Below are 21,129 nucleotides of genomic sequence, written 5' to 3' on the forward strand. Positions count from 1 at the left end.
AGGATTACCTGGGCTGATGGGCGGAGAGCGTTCTGATCGTATACGGGAGGCCGAGCCGTTCGTAGACGTCGGTGATGGCGGCAGCGGCCTCGCCTTCGCCTCGCTCCGTGGCCAGCACGGCCACCGACGGCCCGGACCCGCTGAGGCAGACGCCCAGCACGGCCGGATGATCGATCGCGAGCGCCTCGCGCAGGCCCGGGACGAACGCCTGGCGCGTCGGCTGATGCCAGCGGTCCTTGAGCGACTCGCGCAGGTCCTCGTAGCGGCCCGTCTCGAGGGCGCGCACGAAGAGCAGGGCGCGCTGCAGATTGAAGATCGCGTCGCGCAGCGGCAGCGTCTCGGGCAGCACCTTGCGCGCGGCCGCCGTCTCGACCTCGGCCGCCGGCGTGACGATGAGGAGCCTGAGGTCCGCCGGCCAGGGCCAGGCCCGTGCATCGACCCGTCCGTCCTCGTACTGACAACTGACCGTCAAGCCGCCGAGCAGCGCGGCCGCCGCGTTGTCGGGATGGCCCTCGATCTCGCTCGCGAGGGCGAGCCAGTCCGACGCGGGCCGGGGCTCGGTGAACGCTTCGTACAGGCGCAGGCCGGCGATCGTCGCGGCGGCGCTGCTGCCGAGACCGGCGCGCATCGGGATGTCGCTTCGCACCTCGATCTCGAGGCCCGGAAGGTCCCCGCCGAACCGCTCGATCGCGAGCCGCACCGCCCGCTCGATGCGGTTCTCGCCGACGAGCGGCGGACCCTCCACGAACCTGAACGCGAGGCAGCCGCGCGCGTCCGGCGCGTCACGGTTGACGCGCACGATCGTGAGCCGCAGGTACACCTGAACCGCCACCGACAAGGCGTCGAAACCAGGGCCGAGGTTGCTGACCGAGCCGGGCACGACGATGTCGCGGGGAACGCTGCTGGGGGCCGGGGCGCTTGCCATGGGCAAATGGACAGTTTATAAGAAACCGTTTGTTGGAGTCCTGCGGCGCGTGACCATGGAGCATCGACTGCTGGGTGGTTCGGGGCTGAAGGTGCCGGTGCTGAGCCTCGGCGCCGTGACGTTCGGCGGCGGCAACGAGTTCTTCTCCGCCTGGGGCACGACGGACGCGGACGAGGCACGCGAGCTCGTCAGCATCTGCCTCGACGCCGGCGTGACGATGTTCGACACGGCGGACGTCTATTCCGCCGGCCGATCGGAGGAGATCCTCGGCAGGGCGCTCGAGGGCCGGCGCCACGGCGCGATCCTCTCGACGAAAGGCACCTTCCGCCTCGGCACGTCGCCGAACGACGTCGGATCGTCGCGCCATCACCTGATCGAGGCCGTGAACGCCAGCCTCCGCCGGCTGCAGACCGACTACATCGACCTGTACCAACTGCACGCGTTCGACGCGCTGACGCCGGTCGAGGAGGTGCTCGGCACGCTGGCCGATCTCGTGCGTGCGGGCAAGATCCGCTACATCGGCTGCTCGAATTTCTCGGGCTGGCATCTCATGAAGTCGCTCGCCGTGTCGGAGCGGTACGGCTGGCCGCGCTACGCCGCGCACCAGGCGTACTACTCGCTCGTCGGCCGCGACTACGAGTGGGAGCTGATGCCGCTCGCGCTCGATCAGAAGGTCGGCACCGTCGTCTGGAGCCCGCTCGGGTGGGGGCGGCTCACCGGCAAGCACCGGCGTGGGCAGCCACCGCCCGACCTCAGCCGGCTCCACACGCCCATCGTCGTCGACAAGGGACCGCCGGTCGACCAGGAGTACCTGTATCGCGTCGTGGACGCCATCGATCTCGTCGCGAAGGACACGGGCCGCACCGTGCCGCAGATCGCGCTGAACTGGCTGCTGCAGCGGCCGACGGTGTCGACGGTCATCCTCGGCGCGCGCAACCGGCAGCAGCTCGTCGACAATCTCGGGGCGGTCGGCTGGCAACTGTCGCGCGAGCACGTCGCGGCGCTCGACGCGGCGAGCGCGGTGACCAAGCCGTATCCGTACTGGCATCAGAGCGACTTCCCGGAACGCAACCCGTTTCCGGTGTGACGCGGCGCAGGCCAGCCGTCGGCGGCCGTGCCTGAACCGTACGCCCTCATCGCGAAGCCGAAGCACATGCCTGCAGAGACCTGGGCGGCCGTCGATCGTTACCTCGCCGAGCTGCTGATCGGCCCGGATCCGTCGCTCGACGCCGTGCGTGCCGCGAGCGATGCCGCGGGGCTGCCGTCGATCCACGTGCCCGCGATGGAGGGCAAGTTGCTGATGCTCCTCGCGCAGATCGTGGGCGCGCGCCGGATTCTCGAAATCGGCACGCTCGGCGGCTACAGCACGATCTGGCTGGCGCGCGGCGTCGCGCCCGGCGGACGCGTCGTGACGCTGGAGCTCGACGAGGGGCGCGCTCGAGTCGCGCGCGAGAACTTCGCGCGCGCGGGCATGTCGGCCGTCATCGAGCTCCGCGTCGGCCCTGCGTCCGACGCGCTCGATGGGCTGGTGGCCGAAGGGGCCGGGCCGTTCGATCTGATGTTCCTCGATGCCGACCGGCCGCACTACGCCGAGCTCTTCCGCTCGATGCTTCGGTTGTGCCGTCCCGGCACGCTCATCGTCGCCGACAACGTCGTTCGCGCGGGCGCGGTGGCGGATCCAGACACGAGCGACGCCGGCGCGCAGGGCGTACGACGATTCCTCGAGGCCATCGCTCAGGAGCCGCGCGTGACGGCGATCGCGCTCCAGACGGTGAGCGGCAAAGGGCACGACGGCGTCGCGCTCCTGCGCGTGGAACGTGCGTAAGCCGTAAGCCCATGCCGTAAGCCCTGCGAGCGCGGGTCCTGTCGCCGGACAGCCCCCACGTGGTGCTCGGCACAACGCGCGTGATCACGGACGTCGCCGGCGCGCAGGGCGGCCCCGTCCGGCGCCACCCGCGCCGCGGGAGTTCTGAAACGCGCTCCAAGCCTCGCGCCCAAGCCGTGCGCTACACCAGCCGCAAGCCCGGGACGTCCTTGAAATCGGTGGGATTCAGCGTCAAGAGCGAAGCACCCGCGACGATCGCGCATGCGGCGATCGCCAGATCGACCTCACGTCCGCGTGGCCGGGCGAGCGCGCCGTACAGACGCGCGGCCATCGCCGCTTCGGCGGCCCCGAAGACCGCCGATTGCTCTGAAGGAAACAGGGCTTCCTGCGCGGCGCGTTCGGCCCGTGTGCGCGGCCCGCGCAGCCACTCGTAGAGGACGATCGTCGAAATCGCGAGGCGGTGTCCCTGCTCGGTGAGGTCCATCAGGGCGCCGAGCGACCGGCGTGGGCCGGTGAGCGCGTCCACGAGCGCCGACGTGTCGACGTGGACGGTCACGGGGAGCGATGCCGCCGGCCGCCCCCGCGCCGCGCGGCGCGGATCTCGGCCAGTTCCCGATCGACGTCGGCCGCGGAGCGCGAGGGTTTGGTCCCGCGCAGCCGCGCGAGCACATCGATCACGTGCAGCCGTTCCCGTTCGCTGAGGCGGTCGGTCCGCGCCGCGTAGTCGGCGATCGCCTCGCGGACGACGTGACTCTGCGGCTTGCGCAGCCGCGCGGCCGTCCGCTTGATCTCGAGGATGGTCTCTTCATCGAGCGAGAACGTCGCCCGTGGCATAACGAGGGAATACTACCATACAGACGGAGGGTGGCGGCTCGATCGAGGCTCGACGCGTTAGCGTTGGAGCGGTGCACGAACGCCGGCGAAGTCCTCCGTGACGCGTTGGACGATCGCGGACGGGATCGTGCGCGTCTCGCTCCTGCCGGGATCCTTCACCGACGAGAGGACGATCGACACGGTGCCGCAGCCGGGTCCGATGGCGAGCGGATCGAACACGTAGAACCCCTCGTCGATGGCGTCCGCCTCGGTGACGCGCGTACGGATGCGGAACGGATGGATCGGCGTCACCTCACGGTCGCCGCACACGAGCCGCATGCGCGAGAAATCGGGGCGCAGCCGCTCGATCGGCGGAAACGTCGCGCCTTGTGTGGACGCCGCGGCTCGCGCGACTTTCGTCCAGAACGCCTCCGCCAACCTGGGCGTGGCGCGCACGAACAGCAGCGGCGGCGCATCCGCCACGTACCGGCTCCAGCCGCCGAAGTCCGTGGCGACGCGGCGGCCGCTCAGTCCCGCCTCCCGGCCCCCAGTCCACCCGTCCTTTCCGCGCAGGGCCCGCAGCACTTCGGGTGTCACGAAGGTGACGTCGAAGTCGGAAGACGAGATCTGGTAGGCGTCGAGCGTGAACGTGCCGCGGACCGGCGTGGCGATCGCGCGCGCCTGAGCTCCTCGAGCCCGTTCCACCGGAAGGCGCGTGGCCGCCGGCGGCGGCGTGGAGGCGAGCGTGGCGCTCGCCGAGGCCAGCGCGCGGCAGAGGCTCTCGAGGCCGATGACGCGAATGTCGGTGCGTCCGTGAATGGCGTCCGGCTCGACCGGCGACGCGAGACCGACCAGATCGCCACCGGCCGTGAACACGGGCCCACCGGCAGCACCGGCCGGGACGTCGGGGAACGTATCGACGTCTTTCGGGCCGAAGAGCGGCACGGACATCACGTAGCGGTCGCCCTCGGCCGTCGGCACCGCGGCCGCGCCGCAGGCGACGACAACGGGGACGATGCCGTCGATTGCGGACGGATGCACGCGCACGACGGCGACGTCGCTCGCCGCGTCGGCGGCGATCACTGCGCCGGCCACCTTCAGGGACGGAGAGACCTGGACTTCCATCGCAGTCGCGTCGCCGACCGAGCGCGCGCTCGTCGCGACGAGCCCGCGACCGTCCACGAGGAAGCCGGCTCCGTGTCGATCGGGCGTCCACAGCTCGAACGCGCTCGCCTGCCAGGCGGAGAGGATGGCGGCGGCAACCGGCACGCGTGCGCGGCTGTCGGCCGCCGCCTCGCGCGCGAGCTCCGGCGTCAGCGCGCTGGTGCTCGCGTTCGCCGGCGTCAGCTCCAGCGTCGTGTCGTGCCCGGCGGCGACGTCGATCGTCGCGGTCCATTCGTAGGCGCGTCCATTCACGACGATCGGCCGTTCGGACTCGACCACGTACGTACCCGGCTGGACGCGAAGCTGGGCCACGCCGTCCGGCGACGTGACGACGCGCGCTGGCGGCGCCGAGGGGGGCATCTGGCTCACGAGCAGCGCGAGTCGTGCGATTGGGGTCGGCCGCCCGTCGGCATCCGGCACCGAGACCGTCAGGCGGAGCCACGGCAGCGTCTGCGCCGGGACCGGTCGTCCGGCCCCGATCACGAGAGAAAGCGCGACGGAAATCAGGCAAGCGCCACCGGCCCTGCGCACGAGCTCATGGTGGCGGCCTCGGATCTGCTCTGTCAACAAACCCGCGCGTGAGGCTCACGGCTCACGGCGTACGGCCTACGGGAAACCGTCGTAGCCGCAGGCCTTCAGGCTTGCGGAGTCCATCGACGCTTCGTCGATTCAGCAGGCTGAAGCCGTCGCCTACGAGGACGGAGCGGCGGCAGTCCCTGCGTGAGCCCTAAGCCGTACGTCTAAGCCCGCCCCCAGCCAGCGATAAGCCAAACGCCCCCTCAGCCCGATACCCTCCATATGGCAGACGGGCGGTGGGCGCCAGGGGAGACTTCCGCGACAGGCACATCGGTCGCGAGTCTGAATCCGTTCGTCGTGAGCGCCGTCACCGGCTTCCTGGTCGTCGGCGCGATCGGCGTGCTCAGCCGCCGCAACGAGGCGATCGACGACCCGGCGTACTACGTGGTCGGCATCCCGATCATGTGCGTCGCCGTGCTGGCACTCGCCTACCGGCATCCGCACCGTCCGTGGCGGTGGACTCTGAGCATGGCGGCCGGCCAGGCCACCGCGCTAGCCCTTGGCGGCAGCGGCCTCTCGCTCTGGCCTCTGGCGCTCGTCTTCATGACCGTCTGTTCGCTGCCTCAGTTCATCGCGGGGTGGATCGGCGGTCGTCTGCGGCAGCGTGCGGCTGCAAGCCCGTGATCGAGCCGCGGCCCGTACCCGTGGCAATCCAAGCAATGTCCCGGCGCGCGTTCTGAATCTCCGCGCTGAAGAACGCTGAGGCCGCGAGCGGCGGTTCGTCGCCTGCGCGTTCACGAAAACGGTATTCGGATACGACGAGCGATCCGGCCAGTCAGCACGTTGTGATCGCGCGACGACGGGCTGCCGTTGCACCTTGGCGGATGGAAGGACCGAAGCGCGGCCGGCTGCGTGACCCTGCCGCACGCCGCACGTCGTAAGCCTCCATAATCATCAGATGTCCACCACCGTCGACCGCCCGCGATCGGAAATCCCCGAGCAGTACACCTGGAAGCTCGACGACGTCTATGCGTCGAGCGAGGCATGGCGCACCGCCAAGGATGAGGTCGCGGCGGGGCTCCCGCACCTGCGCCAGCACGCCGGCACGCTGGCCGCGTCCGCCGCGACGCTCGCCGACGCGCTCGAGCTGCTGTACGGCCTCGAGAAAGAGCTGTCGCGGCTATTCGTCTACGCGAGCATGCTCGCCGATCAGGACACGCGCGACGCGGCGCACGAGGGCATGCGCCAGCAGATGGTGCAGCTCGCGGCGTCGCTCGCCGCCGAGGCAGCCTACATCGAGCCGGAGATCCTGCGGTTTCCCGACGGCACCGTCGCCCGATTCCTCGAGGCCGAGGCGCGCCTCGCGCCCTATCGGTTCCTGCTGCAGGACATCGCGCGCCGGGCGGCGCACACGCTTTCGCCGGCCGAAGAGAAGCTGCTCGCCGACGCCGCGCCGGTCGCGGGCGCGTCCGCGACCGTCTACACGATCCTCTCGAACGCAGACTTCCCGTATCCCGCCGTGCGCCTGCACGACGGGCGCGAGGTCACGCTGACGCCGGCGGCGTTCGCGGCCCATCGCGCGAGCCGGCATCGCGACGATCGGGCGCTCGCGATGCAGCAGTACTTCGGCAGCCTCGGCCGCTTCGCCCGGACGTTCGGCTCGACGATGAGCGCGAACCTGCAGCGCGCGATCTTCTACGCCCGGGCGCGGAAGTACGGGTCCACGCTCGAGGCGGCGCTCGACGGCCCGAACATCCCGGTGTCCGTCTACACGCGTCTCGTCGACGGCGTCAACCGGCACCTGCCCAGCTTCCACCGGTATCTCGCGCTCCGCCGGCGGATGCTGGGCGTCGACGAGCTGCACTACTACGACCTGTACGCGCCGCTCGTCGAGTCCGTCGACCTCGCCTACTCGCCCGAAGCGTCCCAGCGGCACATCGTCGACGCCATGGCGCCGCTCGGCCGCGAGTACACGGACGTGCTGCGGCGGGCCTTTGCGGAGCGGTGGATCGACTTCTTCCCGAGCGCCGGCAAACGCTCCGGCGCGTACTCGCAGGGCGGCGCGTACGACGTCCACCCGTACATGCTGCTCAACTACAACGGGAAGTACGACGACATGAGCACGCTCGCGCACGAGCTGGGCCACACGATGCACAGCTACTTCTCGAACCGGACGCAGCCGTACGCGACGGCCGGCTACCACACGTTCGTGGCCGAGGTGGCCTCGACGTTCAACGAGTCGCTGCTGAACGATCACATGCTCGGGACGATCGCCGACCCGGCGCAGCGCCTGGCGCTCCTCGGCAGCTACCTCGAAGGCATCAAGGGCACGGTCTTCCGGCAGACGCAGTTCGCCGAGTTCGAGCTCGCCATGCACCGGCTGGCCGAAGCCGGCGAGCCGGTCACCGGCGAGGCGCTGGCGGCGCTGTACTACGAGATCACCTGTCGCTACTACGGCCATGCCCAGGGCGTGGCCGTCGTCGACGACTACATCCGGCACGAGTGGAGCTACATCCCGCACTTCTACCGCAGCTTCTACGTCTTCCAGTACGCCACGTCGTTCACCGCCTCCCAGGCGCTCGCCCAGAAAGTCAAGGCCGGTGACGCCGACGCGACGCGCCGGATGATCGAGTTCCTGTCGTCGGGCGGCTCGGACTATCCGATTGCGCTGCTCGCGCGCGCCGGCGTCGACATGACCACCGGCGAGCCGCTGGAACTGACGATCGCGGCGATGAACCGCGTGATGGACGAGATGGAACGCCTGCTGTAGCCCTCGCCGGCTGCCGCCAGATCTGTGATGACAAGGGTGAAGCCCGGCGACTGCGGGGCATAAGCCTCCGGCCGGGTCGTGCCGATAAGGGCGAGGTGGTGTACCGCATGTCTCGACGCGCCGTGTTGTTCTGCCTCGGGCTGGCGGCGGCCGCCTGCTCGAGCGTCTTGCCGACCCAGCCCGGCGAGACGCCGACCGCTCCCGGCACCAGCGCCGTGAGCTATACGGCCGTGGGCGCGAGCGACGCGATCGGCTACGGGTCGAGCGTCACGTGCGTGCCGTTCACGGACTGCCCCAATGGCAAGGGCTACGTCCAGCTCATTGCCGGGCGGCTGCGCGCCGACGGCAAGACCGTCAAGGTGCTGAACCTCGGCGTGCCGGGCAGCACCGTGAGCCGCGAGTTCCAGACGCTCGGCCAGCAGTTCGGCATCGACGTCCTGACGAACTTCCTCGACAACGAGATCCCCTTCGTCGCCACCGATTCGACCGTCGTCACCGTTTTCGCCGGAGGCAACGACGTCAACGCGGTGGCGCGGGCGGCGCGCTCGGGCATCGGCGGATCGGACGTGAGCGGCTACATCCGGACGATGCGGCAGAGCTTCGCGCGCGATCTCAAGGCGCTCGTCGGCGGCATCCGCGATCGCGCGCCGTCGGCGCGCATCGTCATGTTCAACCTGCCGAACCTGGCGGCGCTGCCGTACTCGGCCGGGCTGTCGTTGACCGACAAACGCGTGGTGCAGGAGATCGCGGTCGGCTTCTCGGCCGAAGTCAACGCGTTCGGGGCGCAGGGTGCGCTCGTCGTGGACCTCATGTGCGACGCGTCGTTCTACCAGTCGAGCCGGTACTCGGCCGACGGGTTCCATCCGAACGACACGGGCTACGCCCGGATGGCCGAGGTCGCCTACCCGGCGGTGTCGGCCGGGCAGGCATCCGCGCCGAAGGCCAGTTGCTCGCAGATGACGACGTTCTGATGGCGTACGGCTCGCGCCCCCGTCACTTCTCCGGCACGAGCTTCACCGTGATCACGTTGTTCGCGTTGAAGTAGCGTCGCGCGGCTTCCTGGATCTCCGGCCCGTTGATCTGCTCGTAGAACTTCGGCAGCGCGAACAGATCGGCCAGGTCCTCGCCGTTCTGATAGCGCGCCGTGATCTCGCGCAGCAGGAAGCCGTTCTGCCGGCTGCTCGATTCGTACTCCCTCGTCAGGATCTCGCGGATGTTGCGGACGTCGCGCTCGTCGGGGCCGTTCGTCTTGAGCGCGTCGATGTCGTCGAACACCGTGCGGATGAGCGCGTCGGTGCGCGCCGGATCGGACCCGAAGCTGATCGACAGCGTGTAGCCGGGCACCGGCACCTTGGCCGCGCTCGACGAGACGCCCACGCCGTAGGTCCCGCCGAGATCCTCGCGGAGCGAGTTGCGCAACGCGCCCTCGAGCACCATCGCCATCGCGCGGAGGGTCACGCGGTGCGCCTGGTCGTACTGGAACGGTCCGGTGAAGACGATGCTCGTCTGCGCCTTGGGCTCGGTGCCCTTGCGGACGGTGCGCTCGATGACGCCGGTCGCGCGCCGCAGCCCGACGTCACGCCATTGCTCCTGCCGGCCGCTCGACGGCAGCGACGCCAGGTATCGCTCGGCGAGCGGCTCGATCGCCGCCGGGTCGAAGCTGCCGACGAACACGAACGTGAACCCGCCGGCGTCGGCGAACCGCTCCTTGTAGAACGCGAGCGACTTCTGCAGGTCCATGCGGTCCAGGTCCTCGGCCGACAGGATCTTCGACCGCGGGTGCCCCTGCCACAGCGCGTTCGTCAGCGCCTCGTTGAACGCGAACTCCGGCGAATTGCGCTGGTTGGCCAGCGCGACGCGCGTCTGGTCGGTGATGACCGAGAACATCGCCGGATCGGCCCGCGGCTGCGTGAACCGCAGGTACACGAGCTGGAAGAGCGTCTCGAGATCTTTCGGCGACGCGGTGCCGTTCAGCTCCTCGAAGTACTCGCCGATCGACGGCCCCGCGGCCGCGGCCTTCCCGGTGAGCGCCTTGCGAAGGTCGACCGCGTTGAACGCGCCCACGCCGCCGGCGGCCACGACGTGCGCGGCCGTTTCGGCGGGGATGTAGTCCTGGTCGGGGACGAGCGACGTGCCACCCGGGCTGAACGCCCGCATCAGCACCTCGTCCTGCCGGAACGTCGTCGGCTTGAGCACGACGGTCGCGCCGTTCGAGAGCTTCCATTCCGTGATGCCGAACTCCGGCTTCCTCGTCGTGCTGGCGATGGTGCCCGGTCGTGGCGCGTTCGCCACGAGCGGCTGCGCGCTGACGGTGTCCTCGTACGCGGTGAGCGTCTTCTTCGACGCGGAGGCCATCACGGCGGCGAGCCGCGCCTCGGTCGGCAGCGCGGCGGCCGCCTTGGCCGGCGCGCTCACGACGACGATGCGGTTGTTGTCGGGGGCCCAGGTGCGGGCGAGCGCGTTCATCTCGTCGAGGGAGATCTCGGGCAGGAAGCGCTTGTACAGCTCGTACTCGTAGGCGAGGCCGGGGATCGGCTCGTCGGTCGTGAAGTTGCGGATGTACTCCGCCGCGAGGCTCGCCGACTGCTGGTTGTCGAACTCGGCCATCGCGCGCTCCAGGTTGCGCAGCATCGTCGTCTTCTGCCGTTCGAACTCGGAGGGCGTGAAGCCGAAGCGCGCCACGCGGGCCGCCTCGGTGAACAGCGCGTCGAGCCCTGGCTCGACGCCGGTCTCGCGCACGCTCGCGGCCAGCGTCGTGGTGCTCACCGTGCGGACGAAGGCCCCGATGTCCGCGCCGGCGCCGAGGAACGGCGCGCCGGGCTTCACCGCCAGCTCGCTGAGCCGCGCGTTGAGCATGCCGGTGAACAGCCGCTCGACGACGAGCTGCTGGCGGTAGGCCGCGATCGTGGACTGATCGCGCGCCGGCACCGTGTGGTAGACGCTCACGCTCGTGCCGCCGAGCTCCGGATCCGTCGCGATGGCGTAGCGCGTGCCCGGATGATCGGGCAGCGTGTAGACCGGCCGCGGCCGCGGGTTGACCGCCGCGGGAATCGGCTCGAAGTGCTTCTTGATCAACGCCTGGATCTGGGCGACGTCGAAGTCGCCGACGGCGACCACGGCCATGAGATCGGGCCGGTACCAGTCATTGTAGAACTGGCGCAGACGATCGTGCGGGAAGGTCCGGAGCGTCTCGGGCGTGCCGATCGGCAGGCGCGTCGCGTAGCGCGAGCCCTGCAGCAGCACCGGGAACTGCTTGTCGCGCAGCCGCCCCTGCGCGCCGAGGCCGAGGCGCCATTCCTCCAGGACGACGCCCCGCTCTTTGTCGATCTCGGCCGGATCGAAGGTGACGTTCGTCGCCCAGTCGCGGAGGATCAGCATCGCGCGATCGAGCACCGGCGCGCGGTCCGTCGGCACCTGCAGCATGTACACGGTCTCGTCGAACCCGGTCGAGGCGTTCAGGTCGTTGCCGAACCGCATGCCGATCGACTGCACGAAGTTGACGATGTCCTGCTTCGGGAAGTTGGTCGTGCCGTTGAAGGCCATGTGCTCGACGAAGTGCGCGAGGCCGCGCTGGTCGTCGTCTTCGAGCACCGAGCCCGCGTTCACGGCGAGCCGCAGCTCGGCGCGGCCTTCCGGCTTCTTGTTCGCGCGGACGTAGTAGCGCAGCCCGTTGGGGAAGCGGCCCGTCGTGATCCGCGTATCGACCGGCATCGTGTCGGTGAGGGCCGCGGCCGCCGGGTTCGCGGCCGGTGGCGGCGCCTGGGCGGTGCCGACGAGCCAGCTCGAGACGACGAAGGCCGCGGTGATCAGCAGGAGGAGCGCGCGCCGGGCAGAGGTCATGGACAATCCTCGCGCAAAAGCCGCCAGGGTGCCAAGATTCCGGCGCCCGACGGGCCGAACCGCCGGTTCGGCGACAATACGGTGATCATTGGATGGGGAACCGCCTCTTGAGACGCCGCGCGCGGGTGTTCTGTTTCCTCGGAGTGTTGGCCGCCGGCGTCGCGGCGACGGGCCTCGCGGCCGGCGGCGGCGTCGCCGCGCAGGGCGGCGTGCCGCGATACGGCTATCGCGTCGTCAACAGCTACCCCCACGATTCCCGCGCCTTCACCCAGGGGCTCATCGTCCGGGACGGCTACTTCTACGAGAGCACCGGGCAGCACGGCCAGTCGACGATCAGGAAGGTGAGGATCGCGACGGGCGAGGTCGTGCAGCAGCGCCAGCTCGAGCCGAAGTACTTCGGCGAAGGGCTCACCGACTGGGGCAGCCAGCTCGTCCAGCTCACCTGGAAGAACAACGTCGGGTTCGTGTACGACCTGGCGTCGTTCAGGCCGGTGAAGACGTTTGCGTTTGCGGGCGAGGGCTGGGGCCTGACGCGCAGTCGGACGCACCTCATCATGAGCGACGGGCAGCCGTCCGGTCAGCTCCGGTTCCTCGATCCGGCGTCGCTCGCCGAGGTGCGGCGCATCACCGTGCGCGACCAGGGCCGGCCGGTCGATCGGCTGAACGAGCTGGAGTTCGTGCGCGGCGAAGTGTTCGCCAACGTCTGGTACACCGACGAGATCTGCCGGATCGATCCGGCGACCGGACGGGTGACGGGATGGATCGATCTCAGCGGCCTGCTCCCGGCCGCCCAGCGCGCCGGCAGCGATGCGGTGCTCAACGGCATCGCGTACGACGCGGCGGCCGATCGGCTCTTCGTCACGGGCAAGTACTGGCCGCGCGTGTTCGAGATCGCGCTCGAGAGACGCCGATAGGTGAAGGTCGGCAGTGGAGGCGGCGGGCCTCGAACCACCGCGCGTCGCTCGCACGAATCCAGCGCTACGACGGCTTCCGGATCTCGGCCCTGAGCTCGCCCGGCACGTGCGGCCACAGTTCCTCGTGCGCCTCGACCAGCCGCGCGATGTCGGCAAGATCCTTCAGGCGCCTGCTGGGCCGGCGGCCCGCCTCCGACAAGGCTTTGAGCTTCCCCGGAAACGTGTCCTCGAGCGACGCGACACGCATCAGGATCCCGTGCACGTCCGCGGCCACGGCGCGGGCAGGGAACTCGCGGTAGAAGTCCTCGGTGCTGAGCTGCAGGCTGACCGTGGACCGGCCCTTGAAGTCGACCGACCAGGGGAAGCGCTCGTATTCGAAGCCGGCCTGCTCCAGCGTTGCGACCGCCCGCTCGACGTCGGGGTTGACACGACGAAATCCACGTCACGCGTGACCATCGGCTCGCGCGCCCAGTGGTTGACCGCCACGCCCCCGATCGTGCATCAGGGGATGTCGGCACGTTCGAGGGAGTCCACCAGCCGCATGACGTCGTTGGTACCGCCGCCGGTCTGCCAGTCGAAGAACTGCTTGCCAGTCATGTCGCCGAGATCAGTCTACGCCGGCAGGAAGGCCGTCCCGCCGCCGGCGGCGCTTCGTTGCCAAACGTACCCGCACACCTGCTCGGCCAACGCTTCTGAGCGAATCGTGGAGGTCGGCGCCGACGATCTGCTGGAGGTGCCGTGCCCGCGCCTGCAGCAGGGCCTGACGTGCCAGCGCACCAGGGTGACGACGTCTTGGGGAAGGCGTGCGACGATGTGTACACAGCAATAGGATCCGCACGTACTTGCCGGAGCATTTCGCGGATCGCTCGAACCCTCGGCGCGACGAACGGATCACCGGCCTGAGGGCACCCTTGTCCGGCTGCGGACCTCCGCAACCGAGCGGCGTGCCTGCTGAACCGCCACCCGGGTACTACATTTCGAAAGTGAGGACGGAGCCTGCGCGGGCCAGGTGAACCGCCGTGGTGCAATCACTTGCAATTGCAGATCGACGGAACGCGACTCCGGCCGGTGCTGACACCTCGTGCGACGGCTGGATCAGGTCGATCGGAAGGCACCGCACGACAGGCTCGAAGGATCGCGCGTGTCGGTCGCGTCGCCCGAATCGGAGGTCAGGCGGCGGCGTGGGGCCGTTCACATGGCGGGTGCTCCGCTCGTCGAATCCGCGTGTACCTCGGTGCGGAGACGGCGTGCACCGTGATCACCGCGCGCGTTCAACAGGTCGTGCGGTGGCGTCACGTCGTCCAATCCCTGCGAACCGTCAAGTGCGCGGCATGCCGATCCTCGGTCCCTCGAGTCGTGACCTGTGTTCGATCGTTCGAAGAGCCTGCGCAACTCGTGTAGTAGGGTGAGCGCAGAATCCCGATCGGGTCAGATGAGTGCCGACGCGCGCCGATCCCTCTTCCGTGCTCTCGCCGGCGTGCTGCTCGTCGTCGAAGGTCTCTCGTCGGCTTTCAGGTTCGCGCGGTTCGTGTCGATCGCCGCGATCTACCCTCCGGTGGCGATCGCGCTGCTCGTCGGCCGTGCGCTCGTCGGTGCGGCGCTCCTCACGAGCGGTGTGTGGCTCGTGCAGGGCCGGCCCGCGGCGACCGTGCTCGCCCGCGCGGCGCTCCTCGCGTCCGCATCGCTCGCGGTCGCGGAGATCGGCTGGGCGCTGGCGCCGACCAGCATCTTTCCTGCCTACCGCTGGCCCGTTGTCGCGCTCTACTGGCTGTACGCCGTCTCGATGGCGGTGTGGATCGGAAGGGCCGCGGGCGAGAGGTCTTGAGCGCGCCGAATGCCTGCACGGCCGGATGCCGTTGCGGAGCGCCGGACGGCCGATCGACAATCACCAGTCCGCTTCCCGCATCGATCGCCGGATCGCCGCGAGGAAGGAGCCACGTCCGTGCCTGTGCTGATCGAGCGTCCCACCGTCGTGCCGGCCGTCGGTACGAAGCCGAAGCAGATCGAGGAGTACGTCGGCCGCGTGAACTCGGGCCATGCGAGCGTCAGCGTCGCGCGCATGGTGTCGCCGGCCGGATGGACGGAGCCGGGGCAGCGGCCCGAGTTCGAGGAGCTGACGATCGTGCTGCGCGGGATGCTGCGGGTGGAGCACGAGCGCGGCGCGATCGACGTGCACGCCGGGCAGGCCGTCGTCACCCGGCCGGGTGAGTGGGTGCGCTACAGCAGCCCGGCCGAAGGTGGCGCCGAGTATGTCGCCGTGTGCGTGCCCGCGTTCTCGCCCGACACCGTGCATCGCGATGGCTGAAGGTTTTTTGCGCGGCCCGGCGCAACAACCATCTGAACGGTGTCTTATTACGTCTAAGGACACACATCACGACCTCACGTTCGTCGTGAAGCCGTGCGGCGCCGGGCGATCTCCGGGCGGCCGGTCGGGGGCGCGTGCGTGCAGTCGGGCGCTCCGGAGGGTGACGAGCATGCGAAGAGCCAACGGCGCGGCCGTGGTGAGTGCGTTCGTCGTGGCGCTGGTGTTGACGGCGCACGGACAGTCGGTGCCGCCACCGGCAGCAGGCCCTGCGCCGGAAGGCGCGCCAGCGGCGGCGCCGAAACCGTCGCCGCCACCGCCGCCGTCGCCCGCCGCCATCGAGCGGGCCGAACGCGTGCTGGCGGCGGCGCGCGAGGCGCTCGGCGGCACCGCGCTCGCCAACGTCAAGACCGTCGTCGCCGAAGGGCGCACGCGGCGGCTCCGGGGCAACAACATCCAGCCCATCGAGTTCGAGATCTCGATCGAATTGCCGGACAAGTACCTCCGCAAGGACGAGTTCCCCGCCGAGGAGAGCGAACCGGTCGCGACCGGCTTCAACGGCGCCACTCTGATCCAGCCGCCGTCTCCCGCTGCGCCGCCGGGCGCAGCGGCTCGACCGGGCGGACCGCCGCCAGCCGCGGCCCGTCCTGGCGGACCCGCGCCGGGCCGGCCCGGCGGTCCTCCAGGGGGAGGCGCGGGCGCGGCCGTCAAGCAGGACTTCGCGCGCCTCGCGCTCGGCCTGTTCGCCGCGAGCTTCCCGGCGTACCCGCTCACGTTCGGGTACGTGGCCCAGGCGGAGGCGCCGCAGGGCAAGGCCGACGTGCTCGAGGCGCGCGGCGACGGCAACCTCGTGATGCGGCTCTTCGTCCACGCCGAGACGCACCTGCCGATCATGGTGAGCTGGCAGCTTCCGCCGACGAACGTCGTCGTGACGGCGCCGGGGCAGCCGCCGCCGCAGACCGTGGCGCCTGGCGCGGTCGTCGTCACGGCACCCGCGGCGCCGCCGGCCACCGCGACGCAGGAAGAGAAGGACAAGTACGCCAAGGACATCCTGGCGCTGCGCGCGAAAGCGCAGGCCACGCCGGTGGAGCACCGGCTGTACTACGCCGACTATCGGGACGTCGACGGCGTGAAGTTCCCGTTCCGCCTGCGCCGCGCGATCGGCGCCGACACCACGGAAGAGACCACGTTCGATCGCTTCCGCCTCAACACGCGCATCGATCCGCGCAAGTTCGCAGTGGCCAGCAAGTAGTTCGGAGGACAACGGCAATGGCATCCAGCACGAAGGTACGGCAAGGCCTGGCAGTTCTCGTGGCGGCGGTCTGCGGCATGGTGCTGACGTCGATCCCGATCGCGGGGCGTGACGGGCCGGCTTCCGTCGCCGGACGCGACGTGAGAGCCCCCGGCGCGGCACGCGACGTGAGGGCCCCCGGCGCGGCACGCGACGTGAGAGCAATGATGCGGACGGTGTACGCGTCGGTGACCGACAAGGACGGCGCGCCGCTGAAGGACCTGACGGCCGCCGACTTCGAGGTGAAGGAGGGCGGCAAGGTCCGCGAGATCAGCGACGTGAAGCCGGCGGCCTCGCCGTTGCGGCTCGCGTTCATCGTGGCCGACGGCGGCATCGGCGGCATGCAGCCGGCGCTCGCGTCGATCCTCCAGAAGATGCCGGAGAACACGGAGACGTCGATCACGGCCGTGGTCGAACAGCCGCAGTTGCTCGTCGACTACACGACCGACGTGGACAAGCTGGTCGAAGGCATCCAGAAGCTGTCGCCGCGATCGAACAAGCCGCTGAGCGGCCAGCTCATGGAGGCGATCAACGACACGATCAAGACGCTGCCGAAGCCGGGCACGCGCCCGGCGCTCGTCGTGATCCGGGCGGTGCCCTCGGCGTCGAGCTCGATTCGCGCCGACGTCGTCCGCGAGGCGCTCCGCAAGAGCGGGGTCCGGATGTACGTCATCGCGGCCCGCAACACCGGTGCGTCCGGGGCGTCGAGCGGCGGCGGTGGCGGCGGCGGCGCGGCGGGACAGGCGCGATCGGATCTCGCGAACTCGGAGGCGGCGACGCGCGGGCGCGATCTGGAGACCGTGCTGAACGACGGGTCGAAGGACACCGGCGGGCGCTACGAAGAGTTCAGCGGCCAGGCCCTGATCAAAGCCGCCGAGCAGGTCGCCGGCGAGCTGACGTCGCAGTACGAGATCTCGTACCTGCTGCCGGACGGCGTCGATCCGTCGGATCGCATCGAGGTGACGACGAAGCGCAAGAACGTGAAGGTGCAGGCGCCAACCAGGATCGCGAATTGATCGTCCAAGGAACACATCATGGATTCCTTGGTCCGGTGGACCGCTGTCGTCGGGATCTGGCTCGCGCTCGCGGTGCCCGGAGGTGTGGCGGCGCAGGCGCGTAACGGCAAGCTGATCGTGACCGTGATCGATCAGACCGGCGGCGTGCTCGCCGGGGCTGACGTCACGGTGGTCGGGCTCGAGGACGCGACGAAGCGCACGGCGGTGGCGCCCGTCAAGGCGAACGACAAGGGGATCGCGACGGTCGAGTCGCTCCTGCCGGGCCGCTACACGCTCAGCGCGGAGTTCCCCGGCTTCGAGAAGGCGATCCTCAAGGAGCTGCGCGTGCGCGCCGGCGACAACCGGCAGACGCTCGTGCTGCCGATCAGCCGCATGGCCGACTCGGCGACGGTCGAGCTGGATCGCCAGGAAGCGGCCGCCGAGCGGGCGACGACGTTCGGCACCGTGCTCACGCGCGAGCAGATCGACGCGCTCTCGGAGGACCCGGACGAGCTGCGCCGCCAGTTGCAGGACATGGCCGGGCCCGACGCGGTCATCAGCGTCGATAGCTTCGAGGGGCAGCAGCTCCCTCACAAGTCGCAGATCCGGTCCATCCGCATCTCGCGCGATCAGTTCGCCGCCGAGATCCACCAGGCGGGCTTTCCACGGATCGAGGTCGTCACCAACCCGGGCGGCGGGCCGTTCCGCGGCGGCGTCAGCTTCAACTTCTACGACAGCGCGCTCGACGGCGTGAACCCGCTCGTCGCGCGCAAGGGGCCGGCGCAGAACAAGCAGTACAGCACGTACCTCAGCGGCACGCTCGTGCCGGAGAAGCTCGGTTACTTCCTCTCGCTCTACGGCAACTCGAGCTACTCGACGCCGATCGAGTACCTGAACACGGCGGAGGGGCGCGTGACGCGGCTCTCGAGCGTCCGCTCGCCCAACCGATCCAACCAGTTCTTCGGCGGGTTCGAGTACGCCCTGACGAAGGATCAGTTGCTGCGCGTGCAGGCCGGCCGGTACGGGTTCAAGAACGAGAACATCGGCATCGGCGCCTACAACGAGGTGAGCCGCGCCTACACGACCGACGTGGACAACTTCATGTTCTACGCGCAGGAGATGGGCCCGCTCGGCCGGCGGTTCGCCACGAACACCCGCCTCTCGATGAACTGGTCCGACGAGACGACGCGGTCGGCGGCCGAGCTGCCGACGATCGTCGTCACCGAAGCGACGACGATGGGCGGCGCGCAGCAGCGCGGCGGGACGCGCACGCTGTCGATGTCGTTCGGATCGGATCTGGATTACGTCCGCGGCATCCATTCCTTCCGAACCGGCGTGCAGATCGACGGGTCGAGCTATCGCAGCGATCAGACGTCCAACTACCTCGGCACCTACACGTTCGAGAACCTCGACGCCTATCTCGCCGGCCGCCCGCGAAGCTACACGCGGCGCATCGGCGATCCAGAGGTCAGCTACCGGAGCCTGCAGGCCGGCGTGTACATCCAGGACGACATCCGCCTGCGCAAGAACCTCACGCTCTCGCCGGGCATCCGGTACGAAGCGCAGGCGCATCTCGGGGACTACCTGAACCTCGGCCCGCGCTTCGGCGTGACCTGGGCGCCGTTCGCGAGCGGCCGCACGACGCTGCGCGCGAGCGCCGGGATCTTCTACGACTGGCTGAGCATGAACACGTATCGCCAGACGCTGCAGGTCGACGGCTTCCGGCAGCAGGAGATCAACATCATCGACCCGGCGTACCCGGATCCCGGAACCGGCGCCGGCGTGACGCCGCCGATGAACCGGTACGTGCTCGCCGACACGCTCACGATGGGGCGGAGCGACCGGTTCAGCACGGGCGTGTCCCAGAGCTTCGGCCGGCCGTTGACGGTCAACTTCACCTACGCGTACATCCGCGCGGAGCACCTGCTCGTCGGCGCCAACCTGAACGCGCCGATCGACGGCGTTCGTCCCGATCCGGTGTTCGCCAACGTGATCCAGGCCGTGGATCTCGGGCGGTCGCGCCAGCACACGCTGACGACGAACTTCAACGTGAACCTCGCGCCGCCGGGGCCACCGCCGGTGCCGGGTACCGGCAAGCTCTTCGTGGGGCGCCGGCAGCTCACGCTCAACGGCACCTGGACGCACGCGTATCTTCGGAACAACACCGACGGCGCGTTCTCGACGCCCGCCACCAATGACCTGTCGCAGGAATGGGGTCCCGGCCTCGGCGACGTCCGGAACCGACTGAACCTGTCGATCCTCACGGGCGCGATCAGGAACTTCACCGCGCGGTTCGGCGTGTCGATGAGCTCGGCGCCGCCGCTCACCGCGCGCACGGGCACGGACGACAACGGCGATCTCGTGTTCAACGATCGGCCGGACGGCTACGGGCGCAACTCGCTGCGCACGACCGGCACGTTCAACGCGGATGCCGGCTTCAGCTACGCCTTCGCGCTCGGCACGAAGCGCGTGCAGAGCGGCGGCGGGATCTCCGTCTCCGGCTCGTCGTCGGGCGGCTACACGGTGACGCAGATCGCGTCGCAGGAAGTGCCGCGCTATCGGCTGAACGTCAACGTCAGCATCAACAACATCACCAACCACGCGAACTACAGCGGCTACGGCGCGGTCGTCACGTCGCCCGGCTTCCTGAAGCCGAACGCGGCGTTCGGGACGAGGCGGATCTCGTTCAATACCAACCTGAGCTTCTGAAGAGCGGCGCAGGCTTGGGGCCGCGCCTCCGCATCCCGCCGGCCCGAAGGCTGGCGGCGGGCGTCTGTCTGGATTGGCCGTTGGCGAGCGGCTACTTCGGGTTGAAGACCGGAACACCGAGCCCGGCGAAGTCGCGCTCATTTCTCGACACGATCGTCAGGCCGTGTACGCGGGCCGTGGCGGCCAGCATCGTGTCGATGACGGGAACCGACCGCCGGACATCGGCTCGCAGCCGTCCCCAGGCCTCGGCCACCGTCTCGTCGACCGGCAGCAGGCGATCCGAGTAGACGGTCGTCAGCGTGGTGAGCCAGGCGTCGAGCGTGCGGGCACGCGCCGCCTCCTTCGTGCGCAGGCGTTCGACGCCTTCGCGGATCTCGCCGAGCGTCAGGACGCTGACGAACAGGTCATCGGCGTCCTGCCGGTCGAACCACGCGGTCAGCCCGGCCGCCGGGCGAGGCCGGCGAAGCTCGGACAGGATGGTCGTATCGAGCAGGAACGTCACAGATCGACCGTCCTTCCGGTATCTCGCAATCGTCGAAGGCGCAACGACCCGGCGCCGGGCATGAGCTTGAGAAACGCCTTGAAGTCCCGGCCAGTCCGTTCTGGCGACAGGGCCGACTCCAGGATCGATCGGTGTTCCGCCTCCGCGGATCGCCCCGCCTTCGCCGCCCGCTGCTTCAGCGCGCGGACGAGCCTGGGCGCGACGTTCCTCACGATCAACTGCGACATGCTAGCAATGATAGCATCGTCGGCCTGCACCGCCGCCGAGTGCGGGCGCACGGCGTATGGCTTCCGTCGAAAAGGCGGCGGCTCGATTCGTCGTTCGCGAGCACTCCGGCGCGCGTTGGTCGAGCACGGTGGCGGCGGCGGGATCGAACCGCGCCACGCAAGGCTAGTCGGCCCGGCGGCAGAGCTTTGTCAGCCCGAGTTCGCGAAAGTCTGCCGCGACTCAGACTCTTGAAGAAGAGCCGAAAGAATCGTCGATTTGCGCGCTGGTCGGATTGTCTTTCTGTTGGATTTCACGCCGGCAGACAGGTATCGTCGCTGTCCTCGGTGAGAAGACGA

The 21,129-nt window shown here is 69.6% G+C and carries 19 protein-coding genes; 11 read left to right on the top strand and 8 right to left on the bottom strand.

What is annotated here, in order from left to right; all coding sequences use genetic code 11:
* Window positions 1-4: 4 nt before the first annotated feature.
* Window positions 5-925, bottom strand: a complete 921-nt coding sequence (gene thrB, locus IT184_17805) for a homoserine kinase (GenBank protein MCC7010670.1) — start codon at window positions 923-925, stop codon at window positions 5-7.
* Between the two features lie 55 nt (window positions 926-980).
* Here thrB and IT184_17810 point away from each other — a divergent pair, with 55 nt between their 5' ends.
* Both IT184_17810 and IT184_17815 read left to right on the top strand, forming a co-directional pair.
* On the top strand, window positions 981-2,012 hold the full coding sequence (locus tag IT184_17810; GenBank protein MCC7010671.1) for an aldo/keto reductase: 1,032 nt from the start codon (window positions 981-983) through the stop codon (window positions 2,010-2,012).
* 66 nt (window positions 2,013-2,078) lie between these two features.
* Window positions 2,079-2,750 carry an O-methyltransferase gene (locus IT184_17815; protein ID MCC7010672.1) on the top strand — a complete coding sequence of 224 codons (672 nt, stop codon included), beginning with the start codon at window positions 2,079-2,081 and terminating at the stop codon, window positions 2,748-2,750.
* Window positions 2,751-2,931: 181 nt separating this feature from the next.
* Here IT184_17815 and IT184_17820 read toward each other — a convergent pair whose 3' ends face one another.
* From IT184_17820 to IT184_17830, 3 genes are read right to left on the bottom strand one after another with little or no spacing between them, the layout of a single operon-like run.
* Window positions 2,932-3,306 carry a type II toxin-antitoxin system VapC family toxin gene (locus IT184_17820; protein MCC7010673.1) on the bottom strand — a complete coding sequence of 125 codons (375 nt, stop codon included), beginning with the start codon at window positions 3,304-3,306 and terminating at the stop codon, window positions 2,932-2,934.
* On the bottom strand, window positions 3,303-3,584 hold the full coding sequence (locus tag IT184_17825; GenBank protein ID MCC7010674.1) for a ribbon-helix-helix protein, CopG family: 282 nt from the start codon (window positions 3,582-3,584) through the stop codon (window positions 3,303-3,305). Before IT184_17825 ends, IT184_17820 begins: the two co-directional genes overlap by 4 nt.
* 57 nt (window positions 3,585-3,641) lie before the next feature.
* Complete coding sequence (locus IT184_17830; GenBank protein ID MCC7010675.1) at window positions 3,642-5,096, bottom strand: hypothetical protein; 1,455 nt, start codon at window positions 5,094-5,096, stop codon at window positions 3,642-3,644.
* A gap of 504 nt (window positions 5,097-5,600) precedes the next feature.
* Here IT184_17830 and IT184_17835 point away from each other — a divergent pair.
* From IT184_17835 to IT184_17845, 3 genes are all read left to right on the top strand, one after another.
* The gene (locus IT184_17835) at window positions 5,601-5,927 is read left to right on the top strand and encodes a hypothetical protein (protein ID MCC7010676.1); all 327 of its coding nucleotides are present in this window, start codon (window positions 5,601-5,603) and stop codon (window positions 5,925-5,927) included.
* A gap of 274 nt (window positions 5,928-6,201) precedes the next feature.
* Window positions 6,202-8,013, top strand: coding sequence for an oligoendopeptidase F (gene pepF / locus IT184_17840; protein ID MCC7010677.1), 1,812 nt, complete (start codon window positions 6,202-6,204; stop codon window positions 8,011-8,013).
* A 107-nt stretch (window positions 8,014-8,120) separates the two neighbouring features.
* Complete coding sequence (locus IT184_17845; GenBank protein MCC7010678.1) at window positions 8,121-8,984, top strand: SGNH/GDSL hydrolase family protein; 864 nt, start codon at window positions 8,121-8,123, stop codon at window positions 8,982-8,984.
* Window positions 8,985-9,006: 22 nt separating this feature from the next.
* Here IT184_17845 and IT184_17850 read toward each other — a convergent pair whose 3' ends face one another.
* The gene (locus IT184_17850) at window positions 9,007-11,853 is read right to left on the bottom strand and encodes an insulinase family protein (protein MCC7010679.1); all 2,847 of its coding nucleotides are present in this window, start codon (window positions 11,851-11,853) and stop codon (window positions 9,007-9,009) included.
* Window positions 11,854-11,945: 92 nt separating this feature from the next.
* On the opposite strand from IT184_17850, the gene IT184_17855 reads away from it, so the two are divergent.
* Window positions 11,946-12,767 carry a glutaminyl-peptide cyclotransferase gene (locus IT184_17855; GenBank protein MCC7010680.1) on the top strand — a complete coding sequence of 274 codons (822 nt, stop codon included), beginning with the start codon at window positions 11,946-11,948 and terminating at the stop codon, window positions 12,765-12,767.
* Window positions 12,768-12,831: 64 nt separating this feature from the next.
* Here IT184_17855 and IT184_17860 read toward each other — a convergent pair whose 3' ends face one another.
* A complete protein-coding gene (locus tag IT184_17860; GenBank protein ID MCC7010681.1) occupies window positions 12,832-13,161 on the bottom strand; it encodes a nucleotidyl transferase AbiEii/AbiGii toxin family protein in 330 nt (109 codons plus the stop codon).
* 1,038 nt (window positions 13,162-14,199) lie between these two features.
* Between IT184_17860 and IT184_17865 the strand changes: the two genes are divergently transcribed.
* From IT184_17865 to IT184_17885, 5 genes are all read left to right on the top strand, one after another.
* Window positions 14,200-14,592 carry a hypothetical protein gene (locus IT184_17865; GenBank protein ID MCC7010682.1) on the top strand — a complete coding sequence of 131 codons (393 nt, stop codon included), beginning with the start codon at window positions 14,200-14,202 and terminating at the stop codon, window positions 14,590-14,592.
* A gap of 117 nt (window positions 14,593-14,709) precedes the next feature.
* Complete coding sequence (locus IT184_17870) at window positions 14,710-15,072, top strand: AraC family ligand binding domain-containing protein (GenBank protein MCC7010683.1); 363 nt, start codon at window positions 14,710-14,712, stop codon at window positions 15,070-15,072.
* 169 nt (window positions 15,073-15,241) lie between these two features.
* On the top strand, window positions 15,242-16,321 hold the full coding sequence (locus IT184_17875) for a hypothetical protein (GenBank protein MCC7010684.1): 1,080 nt from the start codon (window positions 15,242-15,244) through the stop codon (window positions 16,319-16,321).
* A gap of 17 nt (window positions 16,322-16,338) precedes the next feature.
* A complete protein-coding gene (locus IT184_17880) occupies window positions 16,339-17,376 on the top strand; it encodes a VWA domain-containing protein (protein ID MCC7010685.1) in 1,038 nt (345 codons plus the stop codon).
* 18 nt (window positions 17,377-17,394) lie between these two features.
* Window positions 17,395-20,064, top strand: coding sequence for a carboxypeptidase regulatory-like domain-containing protein (locus IT184_17885; protein ID MCC7010686.1), 2,670 nt, complete (start codon window positions 17,395-17,397; stop codon window positions 20,062-20,064).
* Window positions 20,065-20,155: 91 nt separating this feature from the next.
* On the opposite strand, the gene IT184_17890 is transcribed toward IT184_17885, so the two are convergent.
* Together IT184_17890 and IT184_17895 are read right to left on the bottom strand one after the other, a co-directional pair.
* Window positions 20,156-20,566 carry a type II toxin-antitoxin system VapC family toxin gene (locus IT184_17890; protein MCC7010687.1) on the bottom strand — a complete coding sequence of 137 codons (411 nt, stop codon included), beginning with the start codon at window positions 20,564-20,566 and terminating at the stop codon, window positions 20,156-20,158.
* Window positions 20,563-20,793 (bottom strand): hypothetical protein, encoded by a 231-nt coding sequence (locus IT184_17895; GenBank protein MCC7010688.1) that lies wholly within the window; start codon window positions 20,791-20,793, stop codon window positions 20,563-20,565. Before IT184_17895 ends, IT184_17890 begins: the two co-directional genes overlap by 4 nt.
* Window positions 20,794-21,129 lie beyond the last annotated feature (336 nt).

Source organism: Acidobacteriota bacterium (assembly GCA_020853395.1).
GTDB lineage: Bacteria > Acidobacteriota > Vicinamibacteria > Vicinamibacterales > SCN-69-37 > JADYYY01.